At 60.6% G+C, this 23,684-nt stretch carries 20 protein-coding genes; 10 read left to right on the top strand and 10 right to left on the bottom strand.

What is annotated here, in order from left to right; translation table 11 throughout:
- Positions 1 to 10: 10 nt before the first annotated feature.
- The 5 genes from HMPREF2932_RS04380 to HMPREF2932_RS04360 all read right to left on the bottom strand — a co-directional run bounded on the left by HMPREF2932_RS04380 (position 11) and on the right by HMPREF2932_RS04360 (position 5,152).
- Positions 11 to 562: a potassium-transporting ATPase subunit C gene (locus HMPREF2932_RS04380; RefSeq protein ID WP_070561857.1), complete on the bottom strand. Its 552-nt coding sequence runs from the start codon at positions 560 to 562 to the stop codon at positions 11 to 13.
- A gap of 29 nt (positions 563 to 591) precedes the next feature.
- The gene (gene kdpB, locus HMPREF2932_RS04375) at positions 592 to 2,661 is read right to left on the bottom strand and encodes a potassium-transporting ATPase subunit KdpB (protein WP_071409694.1); all 2,070 of its coding nucleotides are present in this window, start codon (positions 2,659 to 2,661) and stop codon (positions 592 to 594) included.
- Positions 2,658 to 4,370: a potassium-transporting ATPase subunit KdpA gene (kdpA, locus tag HMPREF2932_RS04370; RefSeq protein ID WP_371326328.1), complete on the bottom strand. Its 1,713-nt coding sequence runs from the start codon at positions 4,368 to 4,370 to the stop codon at positions 2,658 to 2,660. The genes kdpB and kdpA overlap by 4 nt, the downstream gene beginning before the upstream one ends.
- Positions 4,370 to 4,465, bottom strand: coding sequence for a K(+)-transporting ATPase subunit F (kdpF, locus tag HMPREF2932_RS04365; RefSeq protein ID WP_039672809.1), 96 nt, complete (start codon positions 4,463 to 4,465; stop codon positions 4,370 to 4,372). The genes kdpA and kdpF overlap by 1 nt, the downstream gene beginning before the upstream one ends.
- Positions 4,466 to 4,741: 276 nt before the next feature.
- The gene (locus HMPREF2932_RS04360; RefSeq protein ID WP_071409693.1) at positions 4,742 to 5,152 is read right to left on the bottom strand and encodes a PaaI family thioesterase; all 411 of its coding nucleotides are present in this window, start codon (positions 5,150 to 5,152) and stop codon (positions 4,742 to 4,744) included.
- 102 nt (positions 5,153 to 5,254) lie between these two features.
- On the opposite strand from HMPREF2932_RS04360, the gene paaZ reads away from it, so the two are divergent.
- The 3 genes from paaZ to HMPREF2932_RS04345 all read left to right on the top strand — a co-directional run bounded on the left by paaZ (position 5,255) and on the right by HMPREF2932_RS04345 (position 10,405).
- On the top strand, positions 5,255 to 7,315 hold the full coding sequence (gene paaZ / locus HMPREF2932_RS04355; protein WP_071409692.1) for a phenylacetic acid degradation bifunctional protein PaaZ: 2,061 nt from the start codon (positions 5,255 to 5,257) through the stop codon (positions 7,313 to 7,315).
- 78 nt (positions 7,316 to 7,393) lie between these two features.
- Complete coding sequence (locus tag HMPREF2932_RS04350; protein WP_070701834.1) at positions 7,394 to 9,094, top strand: FAD-binding dehydrogenase; 1,701 nt, start codon at positions 7,394 to 7,396, stop codon at positions 9,092 to 9,094.
- Positions 9,095 to 9,121: 27 nt separating this feature from the next.
- On the top strand, positions 9,122 to 10,405 hold the full coding sequence (locus tag HMPREF2932_RS04345) for a hypothetical protein (RefSeq protein WP_070517321.1): 1,284 nt from the start codon (positions 9,122 to 9,124) through the stop codon (positions 10,403 to 10,405).
- A 410-nt stretch (positions 10,406 to 10,815) separates the two neighbouring features.
- On the opposite strand, the gene leuS is transcribed toward HMPREF2932_RS04345, so the two are convergent.
- Positions 10,816 to 13,665: a leucine--tRNA ligase gene (gene leuS, locus HMPREF2932_RS04340; protein WP_071409691.1), complete on the bottom strand. Its 2,850-nt coding sequence runs from the start codon at positions 13,663 to 13,665 to the stop codon at positions 10,816 to 10,818.
- A gap of 199 nt (positions 13,666 to 13,864) precedes the next feature.
- Between leuS and HMPREF2932_RS04335 the strand changes: the two genes are divergently transcribed.
- Positions 13,865 to 14,137, top strand: a complete 273-nt coding sequence (locus HMPREF2932_RS04335; protein WP_049154824.1) for a type II toxin-antitoxin system Phd/YefM family antitoxin — start codon at positions 13,865 to 13,867, stop codon at positions 14,135 to 14,137.
- Positions 14,137 to 14,520 carry a type II toxin-antitoxin system VapC family toxin gene (locus tag HMPREF2932_RS04330; protein WP_070510079.1) on the top strand — a complete coding sequence of 128 codons (384 nt, stop codon included), beginning with the start codon at positions 14,137 to 14,139 and terminating at the stop codon, positions 14,518 to 14,520. The genes HMPREF2932_RS04335 and HMPREF2932_RS04330 overlap by 1 nt, the downstream gene beginning before the upstream one ends.
- A gap of 376 nt (positions 14,521 to 14,896) precedes the next feature.
- Here HMPREF2932_RS04330 and HMPREF2932_RS04325 read toward each other — a convergent pair whose 3' ends face one another.
- Positions 14,897 to 15,277 (bottom strand): zinc ribbon domain-containing protein YjdM, encoded by a 381-nt coding sequence (locus tag HMPREF2932_RS04325; RefSeq protein WP_049154826.1) that lies wholly within the window; start codon positions 15,275 to 15,277, stop codon positions 14,897 to 14,899.
- Between the two features lie 115 nt (positions 15,278 to 15,392).
- Here HMPREF2932_RS04325 and HMPREF2932_RS04320 point away from each other — a divergent pair, with 115 nt between their 5' ends.
- Positions 15,393 to 16,001, top strand: coding sequence for a CueP family metal-binding protein (locus HMPREF2932_RS04320; RefSeq protein ID WP_071409690.1), 609 nt, complete (start codon positions 15,393 to 15,395; stop codon positions 15,999 to 16,001).
- A gap of 417 nt (positions 16,002 to 16,418) precedes the next feature.
- On the opposite strand, the gene HMPREF2932_RS04315 is transcribed toward HMPREF2932_RS04320, so the two are convergent.
- Together HMPREF2932_RS04315 and HMPREF2932_RS04310 are read right to left on the bottom strand one after the other, a co-directional pair.
- A complete protein-coding gene (locus tag HMPREF2932_RS04315) occupies positions 16,419 to 17,132 on the bottom strand; it encodes a Fic family protein (RefSeq protein WP_246818622.1) in 714 nt (237 codons plus the stop codon).
- 24 nt (positions 17,133 to 17,156) lie between these two features.
- Positions 17,157 to 17,873 carry a helix-turn-helix domain-containing protein gene (locus tag HMPREF2932_RS04310; RefSeq protein ID WP_084738985.1) on the bottom strand — a complete coding sequence of 239 codons (717 nt, stop codon included), beginning with the start codon at positions 17,871 to 17,873 and terminating at the stop codon, positions 17,157 to 17,159.
- A gap of 115 nt (positions 17,874 to 17,988) precedes the next feature.
- Between HMPREF2932_RS04310 and HMPREF2932_RS04305 the strand changes: the two genes are divergently transcribed.
- Both HMPREF2932_RS04305 and HMPREF2932_RS04300 read left to right on the top strand, forming a co-directional pair.
- Positions 17,989 to 20,517: a hypothetical protein gene (locus HMPREF2932_RS04305; protein ID WP_246818621.1), complete on the top strand. Its 2,529-nt coding sequence runs from the start codon at positions 17,989 to 17,991 to the stop codon at positions 20,515 to 20,517.
- Positions 20,518 to 20,546: 29 nt separating this feature from the next.
- Entirely contained in the window at positions 20,547 to 21,197 is a 651-nt protein-coding gene (locus HMPREF2932_RS04300; RefSeq protein ID WP_070681738.1) for an MOSC domain-containing protein, read from the top strand.
- On the opposite strand, the gene HMPREF2932_RS04295 is transcribed toward HMPREF2932_RS04300, so the two are convergent.
- Positions 21,172 to 22,731, bottom strand: coding sequence for an ATP-binding protein (locus tag HMPREF2932_RS04295; protein WP_062036601.1), 1,560 nt, complete (start codon positions 22,729 to 22,731; stop codon positions 21,172 to 21,174). The two genes, HMPREF2932_RS04300 and HMPREF2932_RS04295, sit on opposite strands and share 26 nt — an antisense overlap.
- A 354-nt stretch (positions 22,732 to 23,085) precedes the next feature.
- Here HMPREF2932_RS04295 and HMPREF2932_RS13800 point away from each other — a divergent pair, with 354 nt between their 5' ends.
- Both HMPREF2932_RS13800 and HMPREF2932_RS13795 read left to right on the top strand, forming a co-directional pair.
- Positions 23,086 to 23,418 carry a hypothetical protein gene (locus tag HMPREF2932_RS13800; protein ID WP_070547153.1) on the top strand — a complete coding sequence of 111 codons (333 nt, stop codon included), beginning with the start codon at positions 23,086 to 23,088 and terminating at the stop codon, positions 23,416 to 23,418.
- Positions 23,418 to 23,666: a Fic family protein gene (locus HMPREF2932_RS13795; RefSeq protein WP_141756285.1), complete on the top strand. Its 249-nt coding sequence runs from the start codon at positions 23,418 to 23,420 to the stop codon at positions 23,664 to 23,666. The genes HMPREF2932_RS13800 and HMPREF2932_RS13795 overlap by 1 nt, the downstream gene beginning before the upstream one ends.
- The last annotated feature ends 18 nt before the right edge of the window (positions 23,667 to 23,684 follow it).

The raw sequence follows: 23,684 nt of genomic DNA, 5'->3' as shown, positions 1-23,684 counted from the left end.
GAGCTGATCTTTATGAACAGGGAGTAGGCGTGGGCAACGACATATTGAGAGTTGTCACATTGACCGTGTCTTCGCCTAGAAACCCGAGGCTGGCATGCTCCGTGTTCTCGGCGATGAGCTTTTCCATCTCTTCCACGCTGATGCCCTGCTCCCGAGCCACACGCGGAGCTTGCAGCTCGGCGTACACGGGGCTGATACCGGAATCCACTCCGGAACCGGAGCCCGTGACGGCGTCGGCAGGCACACGGTCTTCGCTTACGCCTTCCCGCTGGGCAATAGCGGCGCGGCGTTCCTGGATGTTCTTCTCCAGCTCCGTGCTGCTCGTACCGTAGTTACTCATTCCCTCGGCGCGAGGGAAGAAGTAGGGGCCCTCGCTCACCCCGTCTTGGATTTGGGTAGAGCCCACGAGGCACTCTCCTTGGTAGATGAGATTGCCGTCGGCGGACTGCGGTGTGATGCGGGAAATGGCCCACACAGCCGCCGGATAGACCATGCCGAGTGCTACGACGCAGAGCAGCACGGCGACAAAACCGGCAATGAGGTTACGCAGATAAACACGCATTGTTCTTCCTTTTTCTTTGCAGGTTCTCTTTAGAGGCCTGGGAGGAGGGAGACGACCTGGTCAATGAGCCAGATGCCAATGAACGGGGTAATCACGCCGCCTAGTCCCCAAATACCGAGGTTGCGGCGCAACAGGGAGGACGCGGAGGCTGGCTTATACGACACGCCCTTGAGCGCCAAGGGGATGAGCGCGACGATGATGAGCGCGTTAAAGATCACCGCAGACACGATGGCGGACTCAGGCGAATGCAGGTGCATGATGTTGAGGCGTTCCAAGTGCGGCAACTGCGCGGAGAAGAGCGCCGGCAGGATGGCGAAGTACTTTGCCAAGTCGTTGGCCAAGGAGAAGGTGGTCAACGCACCACGGGTGATCAGCAGCTGCTTACCAATGCGAACGACGTCGATAAGCTTCGTCGGATCAGAGTCCAGGTCCACCATGTTGGCGGCTTCCTTCGCCGCGGAGGTACCAGTGTTCATGGCTACTCCCACATCCGCCTGCGCCAGGGCCGGGGCGTCGTTGGTGCCGTCACCGGTCATGGCCACCATGCGGCCTTGCGCCTGCTCTTCGCGGATGCGGGCGAGCTTATCTTCCGGGGTGGCCTCGGCGATGTAGTCATCGACACCGGCTTCCTTAGCAATGGCCGCGGCGGTCAGCGGGTTGTCGCCGGTGACCATGATGGTTTTGATACCCATCTGGCGCAGCTCGGCGAAACGCTCGGCCATGCCGGGCTTGACGACGTCACTCAGCTGCACCACCGCGATCACCTTGCGGCTGCCATCGGATTCTTCCACGGCAACTGGCAGCGGGGTACCGCCGTCTTGCGCAATCTGGGTTACTGAATCCTCGATCTCTTGCGGCCACGCGCCGCCTGCCTCAGTTACCCACTTTCGCACGGCGTCGCCCGCGCCCTTGCGCAGCTTTCTGTTAGCCAGGTCGAGACCAGACATCCTGGTAGAAGCGCTGAACGGGATGACTTCAGCCTTCCGAGCTTCCGCGTCGCCCTCGCTAGACAGAGAGTAGTTCTCCGTCAACCAGGAGACGATGGAGCGGCCCTCCGGGGTTTCATCCGCCAGGGAAGAAATGCGCGCAATTTCTGCAGCGTCGCGCTCGTTCACACCCGAAGCCACAATCAGGCCCGTGGCCTGGCGGTTGCCGTACGTGATGGTGCCGGTCTTATCCATAAGAAGCGTGGCGACGTCACCGGCTGCTTCCACCGCACGGCCGGAAGTGGCCAGGACGTTGTGGCGAACGAGGCGGTTCATGCCGGCGATACCCACGGCGGATAGCAGTGCGGCGATGGTCGTCGGGATGAGGCATACCAGCAGCGCGACGAGGGACAGCGGGGACAACTCAGCGCCGGTGAACAAACCCATGGGAGCCAAAGCCGTCACGGCGATGAGGAAGAGGATGGTAAGCGTGGAGAGCAGGATGCTCAGCGCAATCTCATTCGGAGTCTTGCGGCGCTCGGCTCCTTCCACCAGAGCAATCATCGTGTCCACAAAAGTGGAACCCGGTTCAGAGGTGATCTTGACCTTGATGGAGTCAGAGAGCACCACGGTGCCGCCAGTCACGGCGCAGCGGTCACCGCCGGCCTCGCGGACGACGGGAGCCGATTCACCCGTGATAGCAGACTCGTCGACGGTAGCGGCACCTTCGATGACGTCACCGTCACCCGGGATGGTCTCCCCGGCTTCCACTCGCACGATAGAGCCTCTCGTGAGCTCAGACGCAGGGACCACCTCAATGCCGGAGTCCGTTATTAGGTTGGCAGTGGCATCATCACGCACAGAGCGCAGGCTGTCGGCCTGGGCCTTTCCGCGGCCTTCGGCATAAGCCTCCGCAAAGGCCGCGAAGGCGATAGTGAACCACAGCCATATAGTCACGACCCATCCATAGAAGCTGGGGTTGATGATGGACCACACCGTAGTCAGTGCGGCGCCGACCCACACGACGAACATCACGGGGTTGCGTGCTTGGGCAAGCGGGGACATTTTGCTCGGCAGCGCCTTCAGCGCCGCAGCGGCAAGACCGCTGTTTTTGTCCGCAGTCTTTGTGCGAGGAGCCTTGACCTGCTCAGCGGTCATGGTAGGGGTTGTCATGATAGTGCCTCCGAAATGGGACCCAGGGTGAGGACGGGGAAGAAGGTGAGTGCTGCGACCAGCAGGATGACGCCGATGGTCAACAGGGAGAAGGTGATGCCGGACGTGGGCAAGCTGCCGGCAGTGGTGGCCTGGCGCTTCTGCCCTGCCAGGCTTCCGGCTAGGTATAGGGCGAAGACGATGGGCAAGAAGCGGCCCAACAGCATGGCCAAGCCCAACGTGATCTGCCACCAGGGCTCAGTCACCGTGAGACCTGCAAAAGCCGAGCCATTGTTGTTGGCCGCGGAGGTAAACGCGTAAAGCACTTCAGAGAGGCCGTGCGCATTGTCCGCTGTGCCCGGCGCGCCGAAGTTGGTTGCAGATAGCTCGACAAGCTTGCGCTGCGCCACGGAGGCTCCGACGCCCACGAGGACTAAAACCGGCATGGTGAGGATGTAGAGGCTGACTGCCGAAATTTCCTTGCGTCCAATCTTGTTGCCCATAAACTCCGGTGTGCGGCCTACCAGGAGACCACCGATGAACACTGCTAGGATGGCCACAATCAAGAGGCCATAGAGGCCAGTGCCCACACCGCCTGGAGCGATCTCACCCAGCAGCATGTTGAGGATGAGCAAGCCGCCGCCCAGCGGGGAATAGCTATCGTGCATGGAGTCCACCGCACCCGTCGAGGTACCCGTGGTGGACACGGCGAACAATGCCGAAGCGTCAATGCCAAGGCGCTGTTCGATACCTTCCATGTTGGCGCCTGCCAATTGGGAAGCACCGCCGACGAGGGTGTGCTGTGCCCAGGTCACTAGGACAACCATCACGGTCCACAGACCACCGGCAACGCCGAGCAGCGTCCACGCGTGCTTCTGCGATTTAAGCATCACGCCGTACGTGCGAATCATGCAGAAAGAGATGACGAGCAGGGAGAAGATCTCCACCAGGTTGGTAAAGCCCGTTGGATTCTCAAACGGGTGCGCCGAGTTAGCTCCGAAGATGCCACCACCGTTGGTGCCCAGCAGCTTAATAGCTTCTTGGCTGGCCACAGGAGCACGGGAGATATCCACGCCAGAGTCAGTGACCAGGTTGGATCCAAAGGTTTGCATGGTTCCGCCAAGGATGAGCACGGTGGAGATAATGAGTGACAGGGGAAGCAGGATGCGAACCAGACCACGGGTGAGGTCCACCCAGAAGTTACCTATGAGCTTCTGGCCATCCTGCGTTGCCGCCACGTCGCGCTGGTAACCCAGGTGGCCGATGCCACGGATCAACGCAACAGCCACGCACATGCCCACAGCAGCCGAGGCAAAGTTTTGTACGGTCAGGCCCAGCATCTGCGAAGCATTGGTCAGGGTGTCTTCGCCGGAATAGGACTGCCAGTTGGTGTTGGAAGTAAAGGAGGCCGCAGTGTTGAAGGCCATCCACGGCTCCACTGCGTCTTCGCGGGCGTTGCCAAAGCTTGGCAGCACTGCTTGGAGCCGCTGCACTGCGTAAAGAACCAAGACGGAGGCCAGGCTGAAGCCCAGCAGCGCACGAGTGTAGTTCTTGGCGTTATGGCCCCGGTTGGGGTCAACCCGCAAAATTCTGTATATGAGGCGCTCGACAGCCCAGTCTTTTTCAGAGGTATAGGTACGAGCCATCCAGTTACCAAGCGGCACATAAGCCGCCGCTAGAAGGGCAAAGAGGGCGAGGTACTGCGGTGCTACCGCCACAATGCTGGCGATCATGCGAAACGCTCCGGGTCAATAAGAGAAATGATGAGATAGGCCACGAGCGCGACAACAATAATGAGCCCGATAACCGCTGTGATGGTGTTCATGATTTACGCGTCTCCGTCCATAAACTCGTTGATGGCGGAGGGAGCGCTAAATGTAAGGACCACGATCACGATGACCAGAATGTCCAACATGTGGGAGAGACCCCCTTGGGTGAAAGCAATACAAGGTGTGCCCGGTGCCCCAGAGCATCGAGCGCCGGTGCTGGTGAGCACCTGCCGAGCATTGACGTTAGGCCCGCTCCCCCCTAGACCTACGGGTTATTTGCGGCATCTTTACACCCCTTGACCCCGATTTTTACGCTTTATTTACGGACTCCCTTACTTCCCTTCCGCTTTAGGGGAAATCAACGCATTCGTGATACGCGCCGTGCACAGCCTCCTCCCCTCCTCATCTGTAATGACGATCTCGTGGGAGCACAGCGTCTTGCCCAGCTTGATGGCGGTGGCCGTCGCCGTAACCAGGCCGGTGCGCCCGGAGGCGTGGTGTGTCGCATTGATGTCCACGCCCACGGCGACCTTGCCCAGCGTCGAAGCATGAATCACCGCCGCCCAGCTGCCGACGGCCTCGGCGATGCAGGCCATGGCACCGCCGTGGAGCAGACCGAAGGATTGGGTATTGCCCTCCACCGGCATGGTTGCTACCACCCGTTTAGCCGACTCTTCCAGGATTTCGACACCCATCTTCTTGTCCAGCTCACCCAACTGAATCTTCCAAACCTCTGCGGCCATGCTGCACTCCTTACTTAACCCTAGAAATGTGACGCAGACTATACTAGCCTGTATTTACTGACCAACCGTTCGGAAACTAATGGAAAGGCCAATCTTTTCGCTATGACTGAAGCCCTCGTCCCCAGCTACCTCTCCGGCCAGTGGCTCACCCCGGACAATCCCTCGCGCGTTGCTGACGTGCACGATGCCTCAACTGGGGACGTTGTCGCCCTAGTAAGCGCCGAAGGCCTCGACATCGCCGGCGCCATCGACTACGCCCGTAGCATCGGGCGCGAGGGACTACAAAAGCTCACCTTCCACGAGCGCGCCCTCAAGCTCAAAGAACTCGCGATCTACCTCCAAGATCACCGCGAGGAACTCTACGAACTGGCCAACCAGGCCGGCGCCACCAAGCGCGATAATTTCGTCGATATCGACGGCGGTATTTCCACCATGTTCACCTTCTCCTCGAAGGGCCGCCGCGAGATGCCTAACTCCACCGTCATGCCGGACGGCGAGGCGGAGGTCTTCTCCAAGGACGGCTCCTTCATCGGCCGCCATATCTACACCTCCATCCCTGGCGTTGCGGTCCAGATCAACGCCTTCAATTTCCCCGTCTGGGGCATGCTGGAGAAGTTTGCCCCAGCCTTCATCGCGGGCGTGCCCTCGATTGTTAAGCCCGCCACGCCGACCGGCTACATCACCGCGGCGTGTGTGCGCCTCATGATCGATTCCGGGATTCTGCCGGAAGGCAGTCTGCAGCTTATCTCCGGCTCCGCCCGCGACCTGTTGGATCACCTGGACTATCGCGATCACGTGGCCTTTACTGGCTCTGCTGATACTGCGAATACCCTGCGCGCACACCGCAACGTCATCGAGGGCGGCATCCAGTTCAGCGCGGAGGCGGACTCCCTCAACGCTGCCATTCTGGGCACCGATGTCACCGCGGATTCCCCGGAGTTCGACGCCTTCGTCAAGGCAGTCTTCGGCGAGATGACCTCGAAGGCGGGTCAGAAGTGTACCGCCATCCGCCGCGCCATCGTCCCGCATGCGCTTGTCGACGCCACCATTGAAGCCCTCAGCGCACGCCTGCGCGACAAGGTGGTCGTGGGCGATCCGCGCGATGCCTCCGCCACCATGGGCCCGCTGGTCTCTGCGGATCAGAAAGCTGACGTCGCGGAAGCCGTCGAGAAGCTCAAAGCAGGCGGCGGTGAGATTATCTACGGCGGCGAGGAGGCCGAGGGCGCCTTCTTTAACCCCACCATCCTGCGCTTTGCCGATAACCGCGCCCCAGCTGTCCACGACACCGAGGCCTTCGGCCCCGTCGTCTCCTTCCTGGGTTACGACTCCCCCGCCGAGGCCATCGAGCTCGCCGCCTTGGGCTCTGGCTCGCTGGTTGCCTCCGTTATTACGCATGACCCGCAGCTGGCACGCGAGTATGCACTCGGCATCGCCGCCCATCACGGCCGCCTGCACTTCCTCGACCGCGATGATGCGAAGACGTCTACCGGCCACGGCTCTCCCCTCCCGCACCTCGTCCACGGTGGCCCGGGCCGCGCCGGCGGCGGCGAAGAACTGGGTGGTGTGCGCGGCATCCTGCACTACATGCAGCGCACCGCCGTTCAGGGAACCCCGGACCACCTCACCGCCATTACCGGCCAGTGGCACCGCGGCGCAGCCGTGCAGCGCGTGACCCGCGCCGACGTGGAAAACGGCCAGGGTACCCACCCCTTCCGCAAGGACCTGGCCACTCTGCAGATTGGTGACCAGTTCGCCTCCGATCTGCGCCACGTCTCCCTCGAGGAAATCCTCGAGTTCGCGGAGAAGACCGGCGATACCTTCTACGCCCACACCGATGAGGAAGCCGCCACCGCCAACCCCTTCTTCCCGCGCCGCGTCGCACACGGTTACCTGCTGGTCTCCTGGGCAGCCGGCCTCTTCGTGGAGCCCGCACCGGGCCCGGTTCTGGCCAACTACGGCCTGGAGAACCTGCGCTTCATCACGCCGGTGACCTACGACGATTCCATCCGCGTGGAGCTCACCGCCAAGCGCATCACCCCGCGCGTGACCGATGACTACGGCGAGGTCTGCTGGGACGCCGTGCTCTACAACCAGGAGGACGAGATCGTGGCGACCTACGATGTCCTCACCCTCGTGGAGAAGGTCAACACGACCTACGCCTAGGCCACAACCTCGGCATAAAGATGATGCTGTGCGAGCCAAGTCACACAATCGAGTCCGGTTTCTTTTATCATTACTGTCATGAAAGAAACTACCTCAACCACTGGCTCCGTCATCATCGTCGGCAGCGGCCTCGCCGGCATGGTCGCCGGCTATGAGGCCCTCAAGGGCGGCAAGCACGTCATCTTCCTCGAACAAGAGAACCGCAACAACCTAGGCGGCCAGGCCTTCTGGTCCCTCGGCGGGCTGTTTTATGTCGACTCCCCCGAGCAGAAGATGATGCGTGTCAAGGATTCCGAAGAATTGGCCTGGCGCGACTGGGCCAACTCCGCCGACTATGACCCGGTGACCGAGGAAGACCGGCACGATTTTTGGGGCGCAAAATGGGGCCGCGAATACGTACGCTTCGCCGCTAATGAAAAGCGCGGCTACCTCAAGTCCTTGGGCCTCAACGTCCTGCCCACCATCGGATGGGCCGAGCGCGGTTCGGGCGATGCCTCCGGCCACGGTAACTCCGTGCCGCGCTTCCACCTCACCTGGGGCACGGGCCCAGAGGTCGTGCGCGTGTTCCGCGAGCCGCTCCTTAAAGCAGAAGAACAAGGCCAGGTCGAATTCCATTTCCGCCACCGCGTGGACGAGCTCGTCGTCGACAAGGACGACGCTGGCAGCCCGCGCGTCGTCGGCGTGCGCGGCAGCGTCCTCTCCCCCACCAGCCAGCCGCGCGGCGAGGCTAGTTCGAGGGATGTGGTCAAGCACTTCGAGCTGCGCGGCTCCGCCGTCGTCATCGCCACCGGCGGCATCGGCGGCAACCTGGACAAGGTCCGCCGCATGTGGCCGACTCAGCGCTGGGGCGAATGCCCGAAGGAACTGGTCACGGGCGTTCCCGCGCATGTCGACGGCCGCGGCATCGACATCGCCCAGCAGGCCGGCGCCTCAGTAGTCAACACCGACCGCATGTGGGCCTACACCGAGGGCATGACCAACTGGAACTCCATCTGGCCCGGCCACGGCATCCGCATCATCCCCGGCCCCTCGGCACTGTGGCTCGACGCCGAAGGCAACCGCCTGCCCACCAACCTCTTCCCCGGCACCGATAACCTAGCGGCCTTGGCCCACATTGGCCAGACCGGGCACGGTTACTCCTGGTTCGTGCTCAACCAGGCCATCGTGGATAAGGAGTTCATTTTCTCCGGCTCAGAGCAGAACCCGGATCTGACGGATAAGGAATTCAAGAAGCTCGCCGGCAAGCTAGGCCCCGGCACGCACGTGGCAGTCAAAGCTTTCATGGAAAACGGTATCGACTGGGTCGTGGAAGACAACCTGGAGGATCTCGTCACCGGAATGAACGAAATCTCTCCGGAGGGCTCCCCCACCATTGATGTAACCCAACTTAGGAAAGTTCTGGAAGATCGCGATTCCCAGCTGGATAATCCCTTCAGCAAGGACGCCCAAGTCAACTATCTCCGCGTGGCCCGCGGCTTCTTAGGCGACAAGCTCATCCGCGTTGCTCCCCCACACCGCATCCTCGATAACTCCAAGGGCCCTCTCATCGCCGTGCGCCTGAAGTTCCTGACCCGCAAGACGCTCGGCGGCCTGGAGACCAACCTGGACGGCCAGTGCCTCAACGCCGACGGTACGGTTCTGCCTGGCCTCTATGCCTGCGGCGAGGCCTCCGGTTTCGGCGGTGGCGGCATGCACGGCAAAAATGCGCTGGAAGGCACCTTCCTGGGCGGGTGCATCCACTCGGGCAAGCGCGTGGGCGAAGCGTTGGCGCGCGGCTAGCACTGTTTTCTAATACTGTCGGGCACTATGAACCTCGCTAGGAACGTCCGCATCGACGTGGAGAATCCCTTCTTCACCACCTCCCGCTTCGTCGCCGCCCCCGCGGAACTCACCGTGGGCGAGATGATGATCATTGTCCACGCCGCGCTCGGCCTTGAGCCCTCTCATCCGGGAATCCTCGTGGGCGAGGAAGGCACGCCGATCGACGTCCTCACCATCATTGACCAGGACTTTTTCGAGACCTTCCGGGAAGTAGCGCACTACCACCCCTCGGACGGCGCATGGAATATCAGCATCAGCGTGGCGGACACCTCGCGCGTCGTCATGGGGCTGCCAGCCCTCATCGCCGGTGAGGGCCCCGATCTGATGAGTGAGCTGGGCAGTGCCGAGGCGATGTTCAAGGTAGTCCTCGATGTCCAGGCGACTATGGCCTACATGGCTGTTCCTACCGAGAGCATGGAGCGCATCTTCGCGCTCTTCCCCAACTACACACTGGACCAAATCCACCAGCGCCTCACCACCTTCTTCCCGCCGGCAGTGGCGCAGCGCCTCGCCACCATGGGCACGGAGGCCGCCAACCTGGAGGGCGGCACCAAGCCCGCACTGCCTGGGGATCTCCCCCTGGATCCTTTCCGCTCCACACCCTTCGAGGACATCCCGGTGCCCTCCTCGGAGATGCTGGAGGAATGGCGCGCGGAAATCCACGAGGCCTACCCGGAGCTGCGGCCCGACTATGAGCTGCCGGCGCTTGACGACGCCACCGCTCACCACGTAGGCCAGCGTATACGCGAATACCTCGAGGTCATCGAGGAATATCCACGCCTGACCGGGGCCGGCTACCTCAAGCAGGCGGCTGTCGCGCGCCTCAAGGAAGGGCTGAATAGCCCCAATGATTTTGATGACGTCAAGCGCGAGGACTACCACCAGCCGCTGTTGAACCTGCGCGGATTCCTCACGGACTTGGATTGGCTCAAGACCACAACGACGCAGATCAAGCTCACCAAATATGGCCGCAAGGCCATGAGCGATCCGCTCTGGGCAACGCAGGTCATCATGAACAACATCCCTTATGCCTACGCCGAACCGGAGGGCATTCCTCAGCTCTCCTTCGAACTAGTCCACCTATTGCGCGGTGAGTGGGAGTTCAATCCGGAATACGACTACACGCACGCCATCACCCGCGACCTGCTGTTCACGCTGGGCATTCTCGAGGATGACTCCACGTTCCCTGACATCACCGATGGGTGCCAAGGCTTCCTCGGCGAAATCATCACCAAGGTGCGCAAGGAGCTGAACCAAGAGCTGGACTAGTTCCAAGTCGCGACCTTGTAGACGCCACTAATGACACTGCTACCTAGTATTGTTCGGCGGTGGGGTGGGGTTGTTCCACGCTAAATCCGCCTAGGACAGGAAGGCGTCCTGCAAAAGGCATCTGGCAAAAGGCATCTTTGGGTCTAAAAACGCCATCTGCACTGAGTAAATGGCGTTTTTGGCCGCGAAAACGCCTTATGACAGATGCCTTTTGTCAGACGCCCTTTGTCAGTTACCTCCCGCATGTCGATGGAAACACGCAGACGTCGCGCTGCGAGGGGAGTGACGAAGGTACACGCCTAGGCGCAAAACTGCCCTAACTGACGATTTTCCCCACGATCATTCGCTGGAAGGCGCTGGTTTCGTCAACTAGGGCAGTTGGGGCCCTGATCTATCGGGGCCCGTTGGTTTTATTTGACCACCAGGTTGACCATGCGGCCCGGCACGTAGATCTCCTTGACCACGTTCTTGCCCGCCGTCAGCTCAGCGATGCGCTCATCTTCCTTGGCAATACCCACGACGGTGGCTTGGTCAGCGTCGGCAGGCACCATCACGCGTGCCTTGACCTTGCCGTTGATCTGCACCGGAACCTCAATCTCGTCGTCGACGAGGTACTTTTCTTCGAACTCCGGGAAGGACTCGTAGGTGATGGTCTCTTCATGGCCGAAGCGCTTCCACAGCTCTTCCGCGATGTGCGGGGCGACAGGGGAGACCAGCTGGGCCAAGGGCTCCACGGCGGCGCGCGGAGCGCCCTTCGGGTAGGCCTTGGTCAGGTAGTTCACGTACTCGATGAGCTTGGCCACCACGGTGTTCAGGCGCAGGTTCTCGTAGTCATCGCGCACGCCGGCGATGGTGCGGTTGAGGTGCTTCAGGTCATCCTCGGAAAGCTCTGCGTCCGTCGTGCACAGCTCGCCGGAGTTCTCATCGATAGCCAGGCGCCACAGGCGCTGGAGGAAGCGCTGCGCACCGACGACGTCCTTTGTTGCCCACGGGCGGGAGGTATCCAGCGGGCCCATCGACATCTCGTAAACACGCAGGGTATCGGCACCGTACTCGTTGCAGATGTCATCCGGGGCCACGGCGTTCTTCAGGGACTTGCCCATCTTTCCGTACTCCTGGTTAACCTCTTCGCCGTTGTAGAAGAACTTGCCATCCTTCTCCTCAACCTCGGCGGCTGGGACGTAGACGCCACGGGAATCGGTGTAAGCGTAGGCCTGGATGTAGCCCTGGTTGTAGAGGCGGCGGTAGGGCTCCTTGGAGCTCACGTAGCCCAGATCGAAGAGGACCTTGTGCCAGAAGCGCGAGTAGAGCAGGTGCAGCACGGCGTGCTCAACGCCACCGACGTAGAGGTCAACGCCACCCGGGTCGTTGGCACCGTGCTCGTCTGGGCGCGGGCCCGTCCAGTAGCGCTCGTTCTCAATATTGCAGAAGATCTCGTCATTCGTCGGATCGATGTAGCGCAGCTGGTACCAGGAAGAACCTGCCCACTGCGGCATGACGTTGGTATCGCGGTAGTAGGTCTTGGGGCCATCGCCCAGGCCCAGGTCCAGTTCCACCTCAACCCACTCGCGGGCCTTGGCCAGCGGCGGCTGCGGGGAGGAATCGGCATCATCCGGGTCGAAGGACACCGGCTTGTAGTCTTCTACCTCTGGCAGCTCGATGGGCAGCATCGACTCCGGCAGCGGGTAGGCCTGGCCGGCCTCGTCATAGACGATGGGGAAGGGCTCACCCCAGTAGCGCTGGCGAGCAAACAGCCAGTCACGCAGCTTGTACTGGATCTTCTCGCGGCCCACGCCCTGTTCCTCCAGCCACGGGATGATGGCGGCGATGGCCTCGTCCTTGGACATGCCGTTGATGTCCAGGGAATCGTTGGCGGAGTTCACGGCCTTGCCGGACTCGGTATAGGCCTCCTTGGTGATGTCGCCGCCAGCGACGACCTCCGTAATGGGCAGGCCAAAGACGGTGGCGAACTCGTAGTCACGGGTATCGTGCGCCGGGACCGCCATGATGGCGCCGGTGCCGTAGCCGGTCAGGACGTAGTCCGCGATGAAGATCGGGACCTTCTTGCCGTTGACCGGGTTGGTGGCATAAGTGCCCAGGAAGACGCCGGTCTTTTCCTTGTTCTCCTGGCGCTCCAAATCGGACTTCGCGGCGATGGAAGCACGGTAGGCCTCCACGGCCTCCTTCGGATCATCGTGGCCGAAGGTCCAGCGCTCGTCGACATCATCCTCGTAGGGGATGGGGGAGAGGAGGGCGTCGACAAGCTCGTGCTCCGGGGCCAGCACCACGTACTCCGCGCCGAAGAGGGTATCCGGGCGGGTGGTGAAGACGTCGATGTTGTAGCCCTCAGCGTGGAAGGTGACCTCCGCGCCGCGGGAGCGGCCAATCCAGTTGCGCTGCATGGACTTGACCTTCTCCGGCCAATCCAGAAGCTCCAGGTCATCGAGCAGGCGGTCGGAGTAGGCGGTAATGCGCATCATCCACTGGCGCAGGTTCTTGCGGAAGACCGGGAAATTACCGCGCTCGGACTTGCCCTCCGCGGTGACCTCCTCGTTGGCCAACACCGTGCCCAGGCCCGGGCACCAGTTCACGGTGGAGTTGGACAGGTACACCAGGCGGAATTCGTCGAGCGCGTGGCGCTGCTCTTCCTTGGTCAGATCCGCGTAGTAGCGACCATCCTTGGTGGTGCGCTTGCCCACCTCAAGTTCCTTGATGAGCTCAGAAATCGGGCGCGCCTTCTGCTGCTCCTCATCGAACCAGGAGTTATAAATCTGCAGGAAGATCCACTGCGTCCACTTATAAAACTCCGGGTCAGTCGAGGCCACCGAGCGGCGCGGATCATGGCCCAGGCCCAGAAGGCCCAGCTGGCGGCGCATATTCTTGATATTCGCCTCCGTCGTGGTGCGCGGGTGCGTACCCGTCTGGATGGCGTACTGTTCTGCCGGCAGACCGAAAGCGTCATAGCCCAGCGTGTGCAGGACGTTCTTGCCCAGCATGCGTTGATAACGCGCGTAGGTATCCGTAGCGATATAGCCCAGCGGGTGGCCCACGTGAAGGCCCGCGCCGGAAGGGTAGGGGAACATGTCCTGGATGTTCATCTTCTCCGCGGGAAGTTCCTTACCCTCCTCCGCGAGCGGCCCAACTGGGTTCGGCGCATTAAAGGTGCCGTTATCCTTCCAGTACTGCTGCCAGGCACTTTCGATCTGCGCGGCGAGCTCCGGCGTGTAGCGGTGGGTGGTGTTATCGCTCGGGTTAGTCATGGTTAGACAGTGTAGTCACCGCACGGACATCTCCCCAGTTAGACCCAGCTAGGCCGCAATTCCGTTCCGCAGCGCGGCCACGCAACTGACGACGCCCCCCTTGTCCCCTCTAAGCTCTGCCACTAAAATCACCATTGTTCTACTGTTCTACATTTAACTTTTTACAGTCACCAGCCAATAAGGAAAGGCGGTTGGAGCAATGACCAACATTTCTTTGCGCGAACTCAACCAGCGTTCTGGCCACATCGTTCGCGAAGTTGCCGCTACAGGTCAAAGCGTGGTCATCACCGACCGCAATCGGCCCATTGCTCGCGTTGTTCCCATTTCATCTCTAGATAGCCCCGTGGAGCAGTTAGTAGCTGCCGGAATCCTGAGCCACAACCCGAAGCCTTACTCACAGCCAAGCACCACAGACTATCTGCCTTCCGGGACAGACGTTGTATCGCTACTGGATAGGGAAGACCGCTTGTGATGATCTACGTCGACACTTCGGCACTAGCGAAGTTGGCCTTGCCCGAGCGCGAAAGCTCCGAAGTCGCTGCACTCCTTGAAGGCCAGCAACTGTTTTCTTCTGCACTCATTGACATCGAGTTATCTAAAGTGTGGCAGCGCAGTGGCCTCACCGGCGCCGGTTACCGGAAGTTCACGGAGGGGGTCTCCAAAGTTGGCATCAGCGATGAGGTCATTCGTCGAGCTTGCTCGCTGACCGGCGTTCGCTCCCTGGATGCCATCCACCTGGCGAGCGCCTGTCTTCTCCGCGACGCTGGCCTCACCCTGACCTTTTTCACCTACGACAAACAGCTCCACGCCGCTGCCCAGTCTCAAGGTTTTGCTGTCTTTCCCTCGCCACAGTGACGACCACCAATACAAGTCTTGGGGGTACCTCTACGTCGTCTTCACTACCAACCCGACTTAGGCCAAATTGGTGCGGAACAACTCCACCCCGCCGTCGAAAAATGCAAGGTAGCAGCGTCAAGAGTGACGTTGCGGCACCTGCCCGATGACCTAAGTCGGGACACAACGACCGTTCCCGTAGAACACTGTACGCATCTTCGCGAAGCGGATTACCTTCTTTGCTCCCCTCGCAGCGCGCAACGTCTGCGCGCCTCCATCGACCTGCAGGAGGCGTCTGACAAAAGGCAGCGGTCTCAAGCAAGTCGGTGCTCACCCACCCCATGACCCAAGTCGGGACCAGTAAAAGTCCTGGGGTAGCCCTACATCGTCTTCACTACTAAACCTTCTTCACCACAGCAGGCTTCAGCTTCATCGCGCCAAAACCATCAATCCGGCAATCAATGTTGTGGTCTTCCTGGCCGGTGCCGGCGTCGAAGTTCAGGCGGATGCCGCGCACCTTCGTGCCGGCCTTCAGCGGCTGCTGCGCGCCCTTGACCTTAAGGGTTTTGGTGATGGTGACCGTGTCGCCGTCAGCAAGCGCGTTGCCCACGGAGTCGACGATGGTCGGTTCGCTTCCTTCCGAGGCCGAAGCATCAGCAGAGTCGGCGGAGAACTCGTGCGCACACTCCGGGCAGACGATAAGCGGCGGCATTTCGTAGGTGTACTCAGAGGAGCATTCGGGGCAGGGCGGCAGAGTTGCGGCCGAAGTATCAGACATAGGGGAGAGTTTAACCTGCGTAGCACGAAAAGATGATCCTTCTCTCATTTCTTTGATTGATACCCGGGTGGGGTATAGGCTTGGGTCAACACAATCGGACCCATTCGGAAGACTTATGAAACGCCTCATCGCCCTCACCACTGCCTGCGCCGCAGCCATCGCCCTGTCCGCCTGCTCCACGGAGAGCCCCGTCCCGAGCGAAGCCTCGAAGAGCGCCGCTTCCAGCACCGACATCCAACAGGTGCCTGCCGAGGAGATCCTCGCCGAGTTCGATCTCGAAGGGTTGGATGGCCAGGAAATCGTGGACAAGCTGGACCGCCAGTCCAAGGACGAGCGCAATAGCGATCTCCTCGCATCCGTGCGCCCGAACGAGCTCATCCTCGCTACTGAACAGGGTCAGGCCTCCCTGCCGCTGCCGGAGGACAAGTTCTACCTCTCTATTGCGCCGTACCTCTCCCGTACGCACGACTGCTTCAACCACTCCCTGACCACCTGCACCGGTGAGCTCAGCCAGGAAGACATCCACGTCACCATCACGGATTCCGAAGGAAATGAGCTAGTCAACGAAGACACCACGACGTTCGACAACGGCTTCATTGGCTACTGGCTGCCGGCCGACAAGAAGGGCACCATCACCATCGAGCAGGACGGCAAGACCGGCGAGGTTCCCCTGGATACCTCTGACGAAGGCGGTACCTGCGTGACCACGCTGCAGATGGCATAATCTGCCCATTCACTCACCACGGTGAATCCCACCTCCTGGGGTTCACCGTTTGTCGTTTTATGGTGTCCACGCAGTGCTTGCCGACGTCAACAGTGTTCTGGGCAAGTCCCCATACGGCCACTCCCTGAAGAAATCTCCGAGCAGGCAATTGACCACAACAAGTCCGCTGGTGTCGTCAACTCTGTTCCTTTTAGCCACGCCACCCCGTCGGCGCCGGCTTCTTAGGCGCAGGCGTTGTGGCTGCCCTGCTCGGCGCCATCGCCGCATTCCTGCAGTCTGTCGGCGTGGTCAAGGCTGACTTCTCCGCTCTGCAGAAGATGTTCCGCTAAGCACTACAGCACTATGCACTAAAGGATGCGCTGAGCATTCAGCCCCCCACGTCGGCCCTCCGCTTCGGAAGCGGAGGGCCGACTGCGCTTACTGGGAGGACTCCATTAGGCAGTCGTACAGGAAATCCATCAGCGTTGTGGCGTCATCGGATCGGAACAGTTCATCGAGGGCAAGGTTGAATTCCAGCCTTCTCGCATTAGGGATATTAAGTGCTGCGTAGCCATTGCTCATCAAGAGGCCTGACGCCACAAGCCGTGCGGTTCGCTTGTTTCCATCGAAATAGAACTGGCTACGCGTGGCTGAGCAGAAATAGGCCAACGCTTGCTCGACTGGGTTTTCAAGCCCTTGGAGGGACACCAGCAAATCGGCATGAGCTTCACCCAATTCATCAGCAGGGTCGAAAGGGATGAACCCGCCATCCATGAGCCGCACTCCACCGCCATCTCCCTCCACGTGCCCTTCACCACGGAAAAGACCAGCGTCCAGGGCCTCGTTCCTTGCAAGCACGGCATGGAGTGCATCACTGATGCCTTTGTCCACCGCGAATTCTTGTTGGCTAACCAGCTCATGGAGCAAGTTGAAAGCCTCCGACAAGTCCAAGATCTGTTGCTGTTCAGCAAGTGCTTTCCCACCCACAGTGACGCCATCGAGCAACGTACGGACTTCTGGGAGGGTGAACGTGTTTCCTTCCAGCGCGGCAGCGTTCCACACCAAGTCAGGAAGTTGCTTGGTTAATCGAAATAACGCACGGTCAGTCCCCAACTCCGAAACGTGCGGCCGCTCATGGTGCTCCCAGCTCACTCGGCTCGTTGCTCTTCTCATCACCTATGCCCCTCCGATGTAGTTTTCTGCGCACACATCAATGGCAAGCTGATGCGGTGAGACGTAGTGTATTCCTGATTCCTTTGTTGCGCCCGTTAGCTCTTCACCAGCCACTGGCACGAGGGTGATCCCTCCGGATACGGGCTCAGAACTGGCACGGATCCGAGTGGGCAATGAAGACACGATGTCTGCTGGATTTGTGCACCAGATCAATGTTGATTGAGGTTCTTCTTCACCTGCGATCTGCCCCGCGACTCGTTGCGCTGCAAAAGCACCCGACATCGCCCAAGTTTGCCCACTCGCATCAACCGCTGAAGCAATCGTTATGGGATTTGACGGTAAGAAGTGGAGAGCCCCGTGGCGGCCATATGGGTTGGAGGCCCACGCGGCCCGTTCCATGAGAGCCTGGTAGCTGCCACCGACGGCCGCAGCGTCACCCCACTGCACAAAGCGGTCAATCCAGGCTTTAACGTCTGGTTCTTCGCTGCTGAGCTCCCCCAGGAGAACTCGGGCGGCTGTCGCGGCGGCGGCATCGCTCATGCGGTGTACCTGTACGGAAACCTCGTATCCGAGCACGCGCATTACCTTCTCCAACCCAGCCAAACTCGGTTGAGCTGTCCCACGCAACCACAGATTGAGCGTATTTCGTGACACTCCCGAGCGCCGCGAGATTTCGCTAAGGCTCAGCGGGCTTTTCTTGAGGAGTTGTAATGGGTCCATAGCCCCACTATAGCCAGCTGTCCTATGCTTAGGACACTTGTCCTACCGTTAGGACAATCAAGCCCTCTACCAGCGACATGGCAACAGCACCCCACGGTGTCCTATGATGAAAAAAATGAGCGCGGAGATCTATTCACTTCCCACAACGCCGTTGGTCACCACTGATTTCATCGAACAGGGCCCCCGGATTTCACTGCGCCGGGGAAGCAACATCCTCATGCTTCAGCTGCCCGCTACGTACCCCGAAGCGGACCTGACGGACCCACGATGGGTAGTTAAGTCCCATTTCATCGATCGCCCCCACTCGGTGCGTGAATTCGCCACCGAAGAGCCGCTGGAAGTCGGCATCCCCGGGCCTTTTACCCGCATCGAGGTAACCCTGCGCGATGGCGATGAGGACCTCATCGAGACCGTCACCTTCACCGGCATCACCGATGAAGCACCCTTCATCGTCTATGACCGCACCACCCTCATCGCGCCGCAGGGCACGCTCGAGGATGCCGAGCCGCTGGGCATCTGGGCCGGCTGGGAAGTGGGCCCGCTGCCGGAGCAGGTCCGAGTGCCGCAGAGGGAACCGGTGGACGTCGCCAAGCACGGCGATTTTGAGTGGGACTTTGACGTCGCCATCCTGCCCAACGCCCGGGGCCTCGACAACGAGCCCGTGTTCACCAAATCGCCGCGCGTGCACCTCATTGCGGAAGGGGAGTGGCGCATCGATCTCACCTACGCGCCCCTCGGCGGCGAGCAGGAGGAGATTTCGGAGCAGACTTTCGACGCAGGCATCGCCGAGCCTTTCCCGGGTGACCTCTACGAAGACCCGTGGGTGGGCCGCTACAAGGTGTCGCTGTGGCACGACGAGGAGCTTGTCGACGTCCGCTTCATCTCCCTCGCCGAGGGCCTCCACATGCGCGCCACCAACGACGGTCCGCGCGGCATGGATTTCCGCATCATCGATGCTCTCGGCGCGCACTCGGCCTTCAGCTACACGTTAGCCTCCCCGCCGAAGAAACCCATCGCGTTGGAGAAGGGCCTGCGCACCTTCGAGGACACCGAGGTCTCGCGCCGCGAGGTCGTGGCCAGCGAGGCCGGCTATGAACTGGAATTCGATGTCTGGCCCGAGGCCCTGTTCAGCCGCGTCAAGCGCATCGGCCTGGAGCCCACCGAGCACTCCGATAAGCCGGTGATTTTTGCCGGCCAGCTCGATCAGGACGATATGTTCACCGTCCACTCGCCGCGCCCACTGCCGCTGGCGAAGTTCGTCACCATCGACGGCCGGCAGAAAATCAAGGAACTGGCGCGCACCTCAAAGACGACGCAGGCGGTCACCAGCCTCGCCGTCCCCAACGCCGCGCTGGCCAACGCCGTGCGCAAGCAACCAACGGCTGAGCTCTTCCTCATGTGGTCCACACTGTCCTACGAAGATTACCTGGACTCCCTCCCGGCGGGGGAGCGCGAGGCTCACCAGGCCCGCAGCTTGGAGCGGCGCATCGTCGAGTACGAAGCTTCCGCATCCACCAGCCTGATCTATGCGGCGCTGGCCACTGTCCGAAAGTCCCCGTTCGTCAGCCGCGGCCTGCTCAACGGCGATGAGATTATCATTGAGCAGAACGCAGAACCGCAGGCAGATTTAGTAGGCTGGGCCTGGCCATTGGCCGAGCCCACCGTAGCGCCCACCCAACTCACGCCCACCGAAGAGGGGTTTGAACTGCCCGCGGAGCTTGCTGAGCATGGCTCGCTGCTTGTCGACGTCCGCGAGCTCCGCGCCTCCTCCAACCTTGCTGCCCCTGCTCGCCCCTCCAGCGCCTCCATCGTGGTCACGCCGGAAGGCTCGCCGGCGGCGCTCGCATCGAAGGACTGGACCCCGGAGCAGCTCTGGGGCACCTTCCGCGCGCTTCATGTGCTCTCGCAACGCAGCCCGAATCCGAAGCTGCAAGCGATGTTCGACAGCACGATCGACCGCCTGCGCGCCCAACCGGAGGCTGCGGTCCACGCCCTAGCGCGGACCGGCGTCAGCGTGAACCAGCAGGCCCGCTCGCTTGCGCGCACGCGCTTGTTCCACTCGCCGCTGGAGCCCACTGCCGAGTCCAGCTCCGATAGCTACCTGGATCTTCTCCTCGATCCTTCAGCCAGCGAGAACCCCGAGCTCACCGCCGTGCGCGAGACCGGCGCCGATGGCCTGACCCGCCCGATGCTGCTCAATGCTGCGACCATTCACAGCCCCACACCGCCCGTCGATGACCTGATGGGGGAGGCCGGCCGCGTCGCCGCGCTGCGCGAGTGCTTTGCCAACAACGGCGCCCTCGATGCGCTGGGCACCATCGAGCACCTGCGCAAGGACGCCACGGCACTGGCCTCGCTGGTGCAAAACGCGGGCGTTGACATGTCCGTCAACCACACCCTCATCGCGTTGGGCGCCTTTGCCAGCGGAAACACCGCCGACGAGCTCAATGCAGCGGCCTGGATGCCCTATATTTCCTATGCCTTCGCCCTAGCCTCCCGCGCTGCGGCGAATGACATCATCATGGAAAGCCCCCTGCTCAAGGAGGACATGCCCATGCTTGCCGACGTCCTCCCGCTCGCCCCCCGCCTCTTCTTCTACGACCTCGTGACTGCGGAGGCGCTCTTCCACGATCGCGACCTGTAAGCCCGTGAGGTGTGCCACAATGGGTGAGCATGAAGGTTATCTCCACGAACGTCGCTGTCCGCCGCCCCGAGCCGCACGGGCGGCACGAGTACACGGGCATCGATAAGCAGCCACGCCCCTTCCTGGACCTGGAGATACCCGGGCCCAACTACGGTGACGGCTCCGGCGTAGTGGGGGATTCCATCGGTGACCACGCCCACCACGGTGGTGCCGAGAAGGCCGTGTATGCCGTGGCCCGTGAGGAGCTCGATTACTGGGAGGGCACGCTCAACCGCGTGCTGCGTGATGGCTACTTCGGGGAGAACCTCACCACAGAAGGGATTTCCTGGCCGAATATGCTGATCAACCAGCGCATTCAGGTGGGGGAGTGCGTGCTCGAAGTGTCTATCCCGCGCACGCCCTGCGCCACTTTCTCCGGCTGGATGGACGAGCCCGGTTGGCTCAAGTCCTTCACGGAGCGCGGCGATTGCGGTTCCTACCTGCGCATCATCGAGCCTGGCCGCATCACTCCTGGCGATGAAATTACGCTTATCGGCCGCCCCGACCATGACATCACCATGGGCATGGCCTTCGCAGCCAAGATGGGGGACAAGGAGCTAGCCCGGCGCGTCGTGGACGCCGGCTGCCTTGCCGCAGTCCACCACGATCAGCTGGTTAAGCGCCTGCAGCCCCGCGGTTAGCTAGCCATTCATAGGTTGTCGCTTGTGAACCGCGCGTGCCATCCATACGCACGAATCGTGCCTTCACCAGTGACTTCAGCGCATATCGGACCTGCGCTCGAGTAAGGTTTGTGGCTGTTTCTATTTCGCCGATAGACAGCGGTTGTGCCGCCGTACGCAGCGCCTCCGCTACGCGCGGGGCGTTAACACCCAGGCGTTCCAAGGTCACTGGTGCATCCACTCGTCGTTCCGGGCCGGTGCCTGATTCCTCCTTGCGTAGTGGCTCCCAGATACGGGCCTCTCCACGAGTGTCCGGCCGCCACATTTTCACCGTAAATTGCACGCCAGAATCTATCAGGTCAGGCTCCGGTAGTCCTTGCTCTCGCGCGGCATCCAGCATGAGCTGCACGCCGCCGCCTTCGCCCTCAATAACAAAAGAGCCATCGTCTGCTTTGAGATATCGGCACAGTCTATAGAGCCGCTGGTTAATCTCCTGGCGCGCCAGATCTCTCGACTTCAGCTGTTCAACCGTCAGATCCCGTAGGCCTCCTGGACTGGAGATAACCATCTTGTCCGGTAATAGGCGGACATCAATCGATTTACCCGCACCCAACGTATTTGGCCCAAGATCACGGTGCACCAATGCATTAGCCACGGCCTCTCGAATGGCCGGAAGGGGAAGTTCAGGAACTTCCACCATTGATCCATCCTCTCGATATCGCCGTACGGCGGCTAAACGTTGCCTTACCCATCCCATTACCGAGTTCAACAGCACCGGAACGGGCCCCTCAAAGGTCTCCAACCCCAACACTCGCCCGTGCTTCGAACCATTTGGTAGCCTTTGCGCCACCGTTACTGCTAAGGAGGGAAAATGCCCTTGGGGATAGAAACCCAGCGCATACAGGCCAGCAAGCGTCAGCTCTCCAGTCGCGGTCGTCACCGCTAGCGCCCGTAAGACGTCCTCATCTTGAGTAAGTCCCGATAGTCGCCGATTCTTTTTCCGCGCCTGAACCAAGAAATCTTGCACCACGTCGCTATCTAGGTCTGCAAGGCTCGTGCCTTCCACAATCGTCGTGTCATAGGACACTGCCTCTTCGGCATGCAGCTTTGCCACGTCCATCATGCGCAGCTCCGAGGCACTCATACGGTAGTCCCCATCAGCCATTCGAAGATACGCTTCTCCCCTGTAGATAGCAGGCTTATCAATAATCGGAAGACCCGTAACCTCCGCAATCACGACATGCGTGCCATCTATTGCCACACTGTCGGTATGCACTGTGACTGGAGGAGTGATGGCATGACGCGCCTGCGAGGCCAGAGCAGCCTCCATCTCCGAAGGATTCTCAATGCCAGTGACAATGAATCCTTCCTTCTCATTGACACCGAGAATGATAAGGCCGCCACTCGGCATGTTTGCGAACGCGCACAATGTCTGCGGTAGAGAGTCCGGAATGCCCCCTTGAGCGGTTTTGACCTCGACTGTTGTTGAATCACCGCCGCGCAACTCAAGCTCAGCCAATAGCTCTCTCAGCTGATTCTCGGACCAATTGTTCACGATGAATACCCGCCCTCAATGTTAACAATGACGGCTCAATGCTAACTTCATTCCTCTTCAATGACAAGAGTTCTCATTGATCTTCCCATTGAGGTGTCATTGATATTCTCATTGAGGCCAAATTATGGCCCTGAAACCCCGTATGTTTAAGCTTTATCTAGCGCATAAACCGCAATGAGTGGTTGGATAAGAGTTATCCAACCACTCATTTGCTGTCTGACGAATGGATAGCCTCTACAAGCCTCACTACGTTACCGAGAGCTGGATCCCCGAATCAGGCTCCGGCATTCCCCGGCGCGATAAGGCCGGAGGCCCTTTTTAGGTCTATGTCCCTGACCATTTTGTAAATAAGGCATGGAGTTTTCCCCAGAGCTCACCAGCCGGGCAGCACGTATCGAGCGAGAGATCTTGGATCGCAACCGTCATGCTGCTTCTGGCCAGTTGGAGTCTGTGGCCCGCTTACTCATGCGTTCTGAGACCATTTCTTCCTCACGCATTAAAGGTATTGCGCCCAACGTCGACAAGGTTGTCCTCGCGGAACTCGCCCAAAAGGAGGAAGTCCGCGGCTTTAAGGAAAGCGCGGAAGAGGTTGCGCGTAACCTCACCGTTCTGTGTTCCATTGAGAAGAGCTTTGCCACCGAACCAACATCTCCATCGGCCTTCTTGAAAAGCTCCAAAGAGAGTTGATGGGGGAGAAGGGCTCTATCCCCACTGGTCTTCGCACTATTCAGAACTGGATTGGTGGAAGTAACCACACACCCATTGGGGCCGAGTTCATCCCAGCGCCCCCAGGCCTAGTCCATGATCTCGTGGACGACTTATGTCTTTACCTCGATGGCGCTTCGCACGGTGCTCTCATCCAGGCCGCAATTGCTCACGCTCAGTTTGAAACGATTCATCCCTTTGCAGACGGCAACGGGTGTTCAGAAGACTGAAATGGTAGCGGTGTGGTG

This window comes from Corynebacterium sp. HMSC074H12 (assembly GCF_001813755.1).
Classification (GTDB): domain Bacteria; phylum Actinomycetota; class Actinomycetes; order Mycobacteriales; family Mycobacteriaceae; genus Corynebacterium; species Corynebacterium hiratae.
The sequence above is the reverse complement of the archived record's forward strand: the minus strand, read 5'-3'. Positions and strand labels throughout refer to the sequence as shown.

Coding starts and splice junctions, on each gene's coding strand:
- HMPREF2932_RS04310 (WP_084738985.1), bottom strand. CDS start 17,873: ATGGACCCATTACAACTCCTCAAGAAAAGCCCGCTGAGCCTTAGCGAA.
- HMPREF2932_RS04305 (WP_246818621.1), top strand. CDS start 17,989: ATGAGCGCGGAGATCTATTCACTTCCCACAACGCCGTTGGTCACCACT.
- HMPREF2932_RS04320 (WP_071409690.1), top strand. CDS start 15,393: ATGAAACGCCTCATCGCCCTCACCACTGCCTGCGCCGCAGCCATCGCC.
- HMPREF2932_RS04345 (WP_070517321.1), top strand. CDS start 9,122: ATGAACCTCGCTAGGAACGTCCGCATCGACGTGGAGAATCCCTTCTTC.
- leuS (WP_071409691.1), bottom strand. CDS start 13,665: ATGACTAACCCGAGCGATAACACCACCCACCGCTACACGCCGGAGCTC.
- HMPREF2932_RS13800 (WP_070547153.1), top strand. CDS start 23,086: ATGGAGTTTTCCCCAGAGCTCACCAGCCGGGCAGCACGTATCGAGCGA.
- HMPREF2932_RS04330 (WP_070510079.1), top strand. CDS start 14,137: ATGATCTACGTCGACACTTCGGCACTAGCGAAGTTGGCCTTGCCCGAG.
- HMPREF2932_RS04350 (WP_070701834.1), top strand. CDS start 7,394: ATGAAAGAAACTACCTCAACCACTGGCTCCGTCATCATCGTCGGCAGC.
- HMPREF2932_RS04325 (WP_049154826.1), bottom strand. CDS start 15,277: ATGTCTGATACTTCGGCCGCAACTCTGCCGCCCTGCCCCGAATGCTCC.
- HMPREF2932_RS04335 (WP_049154824.1), top strand. CDS start 13,865: ATGACCAACATTTCTTTGCGCGAACTCAACCAGCGTTCTGGCCACATC.
- HMPREF2932_RS04300 (WP_070681738.1), top strand. CDS start 20,547: ATGAAGGTTATCTCCACGAACGTCGCTGTCCGCCGCCCCGAGCCGCAC.
- paaZ (WP_071409692.1), top strand. CDS start 5,255: ATGACTGAAGCCCTCGTCCCCAGCTACCTCTCCGGCCAGTGGCTCACC.
- HMPREF2932_RS04380 (WP_070561857.1), bottom strand. CDS start 562: ATGCGTGTTTATCTGCGTAACCTCATTGCCGGTTTTGTCGCCGTGCTG.
- HMPREF2932_RS04360 (WP_071409693.1), bottom strand. CDS start 5,152: ATGGCCGCAGAGGTTTGGAAGATTCAGTTGGGTGAGCTGGACAAGAAG.
- kdpF (WP_039672809.1), bottom strand. CDS start 4,465: ATGAACACCATCACAGCGGTTATCGGGCTCATTATTGTTGTCGCGCTC.
- kdpB (WP_071409694.1), bottom strand. CDS start 2,661: ATGACAACCCCTACCATGACCGCTGAGCAGGTCAAGGCTCCTCGCACA.
- HMPREF2932_RS13795 (WP_141756285.1), top strand. CDS start 23,418: ATGGGGGAGAAGGGCTCTATCCCCACTGGTCTTCGCACTATTCAGAAC.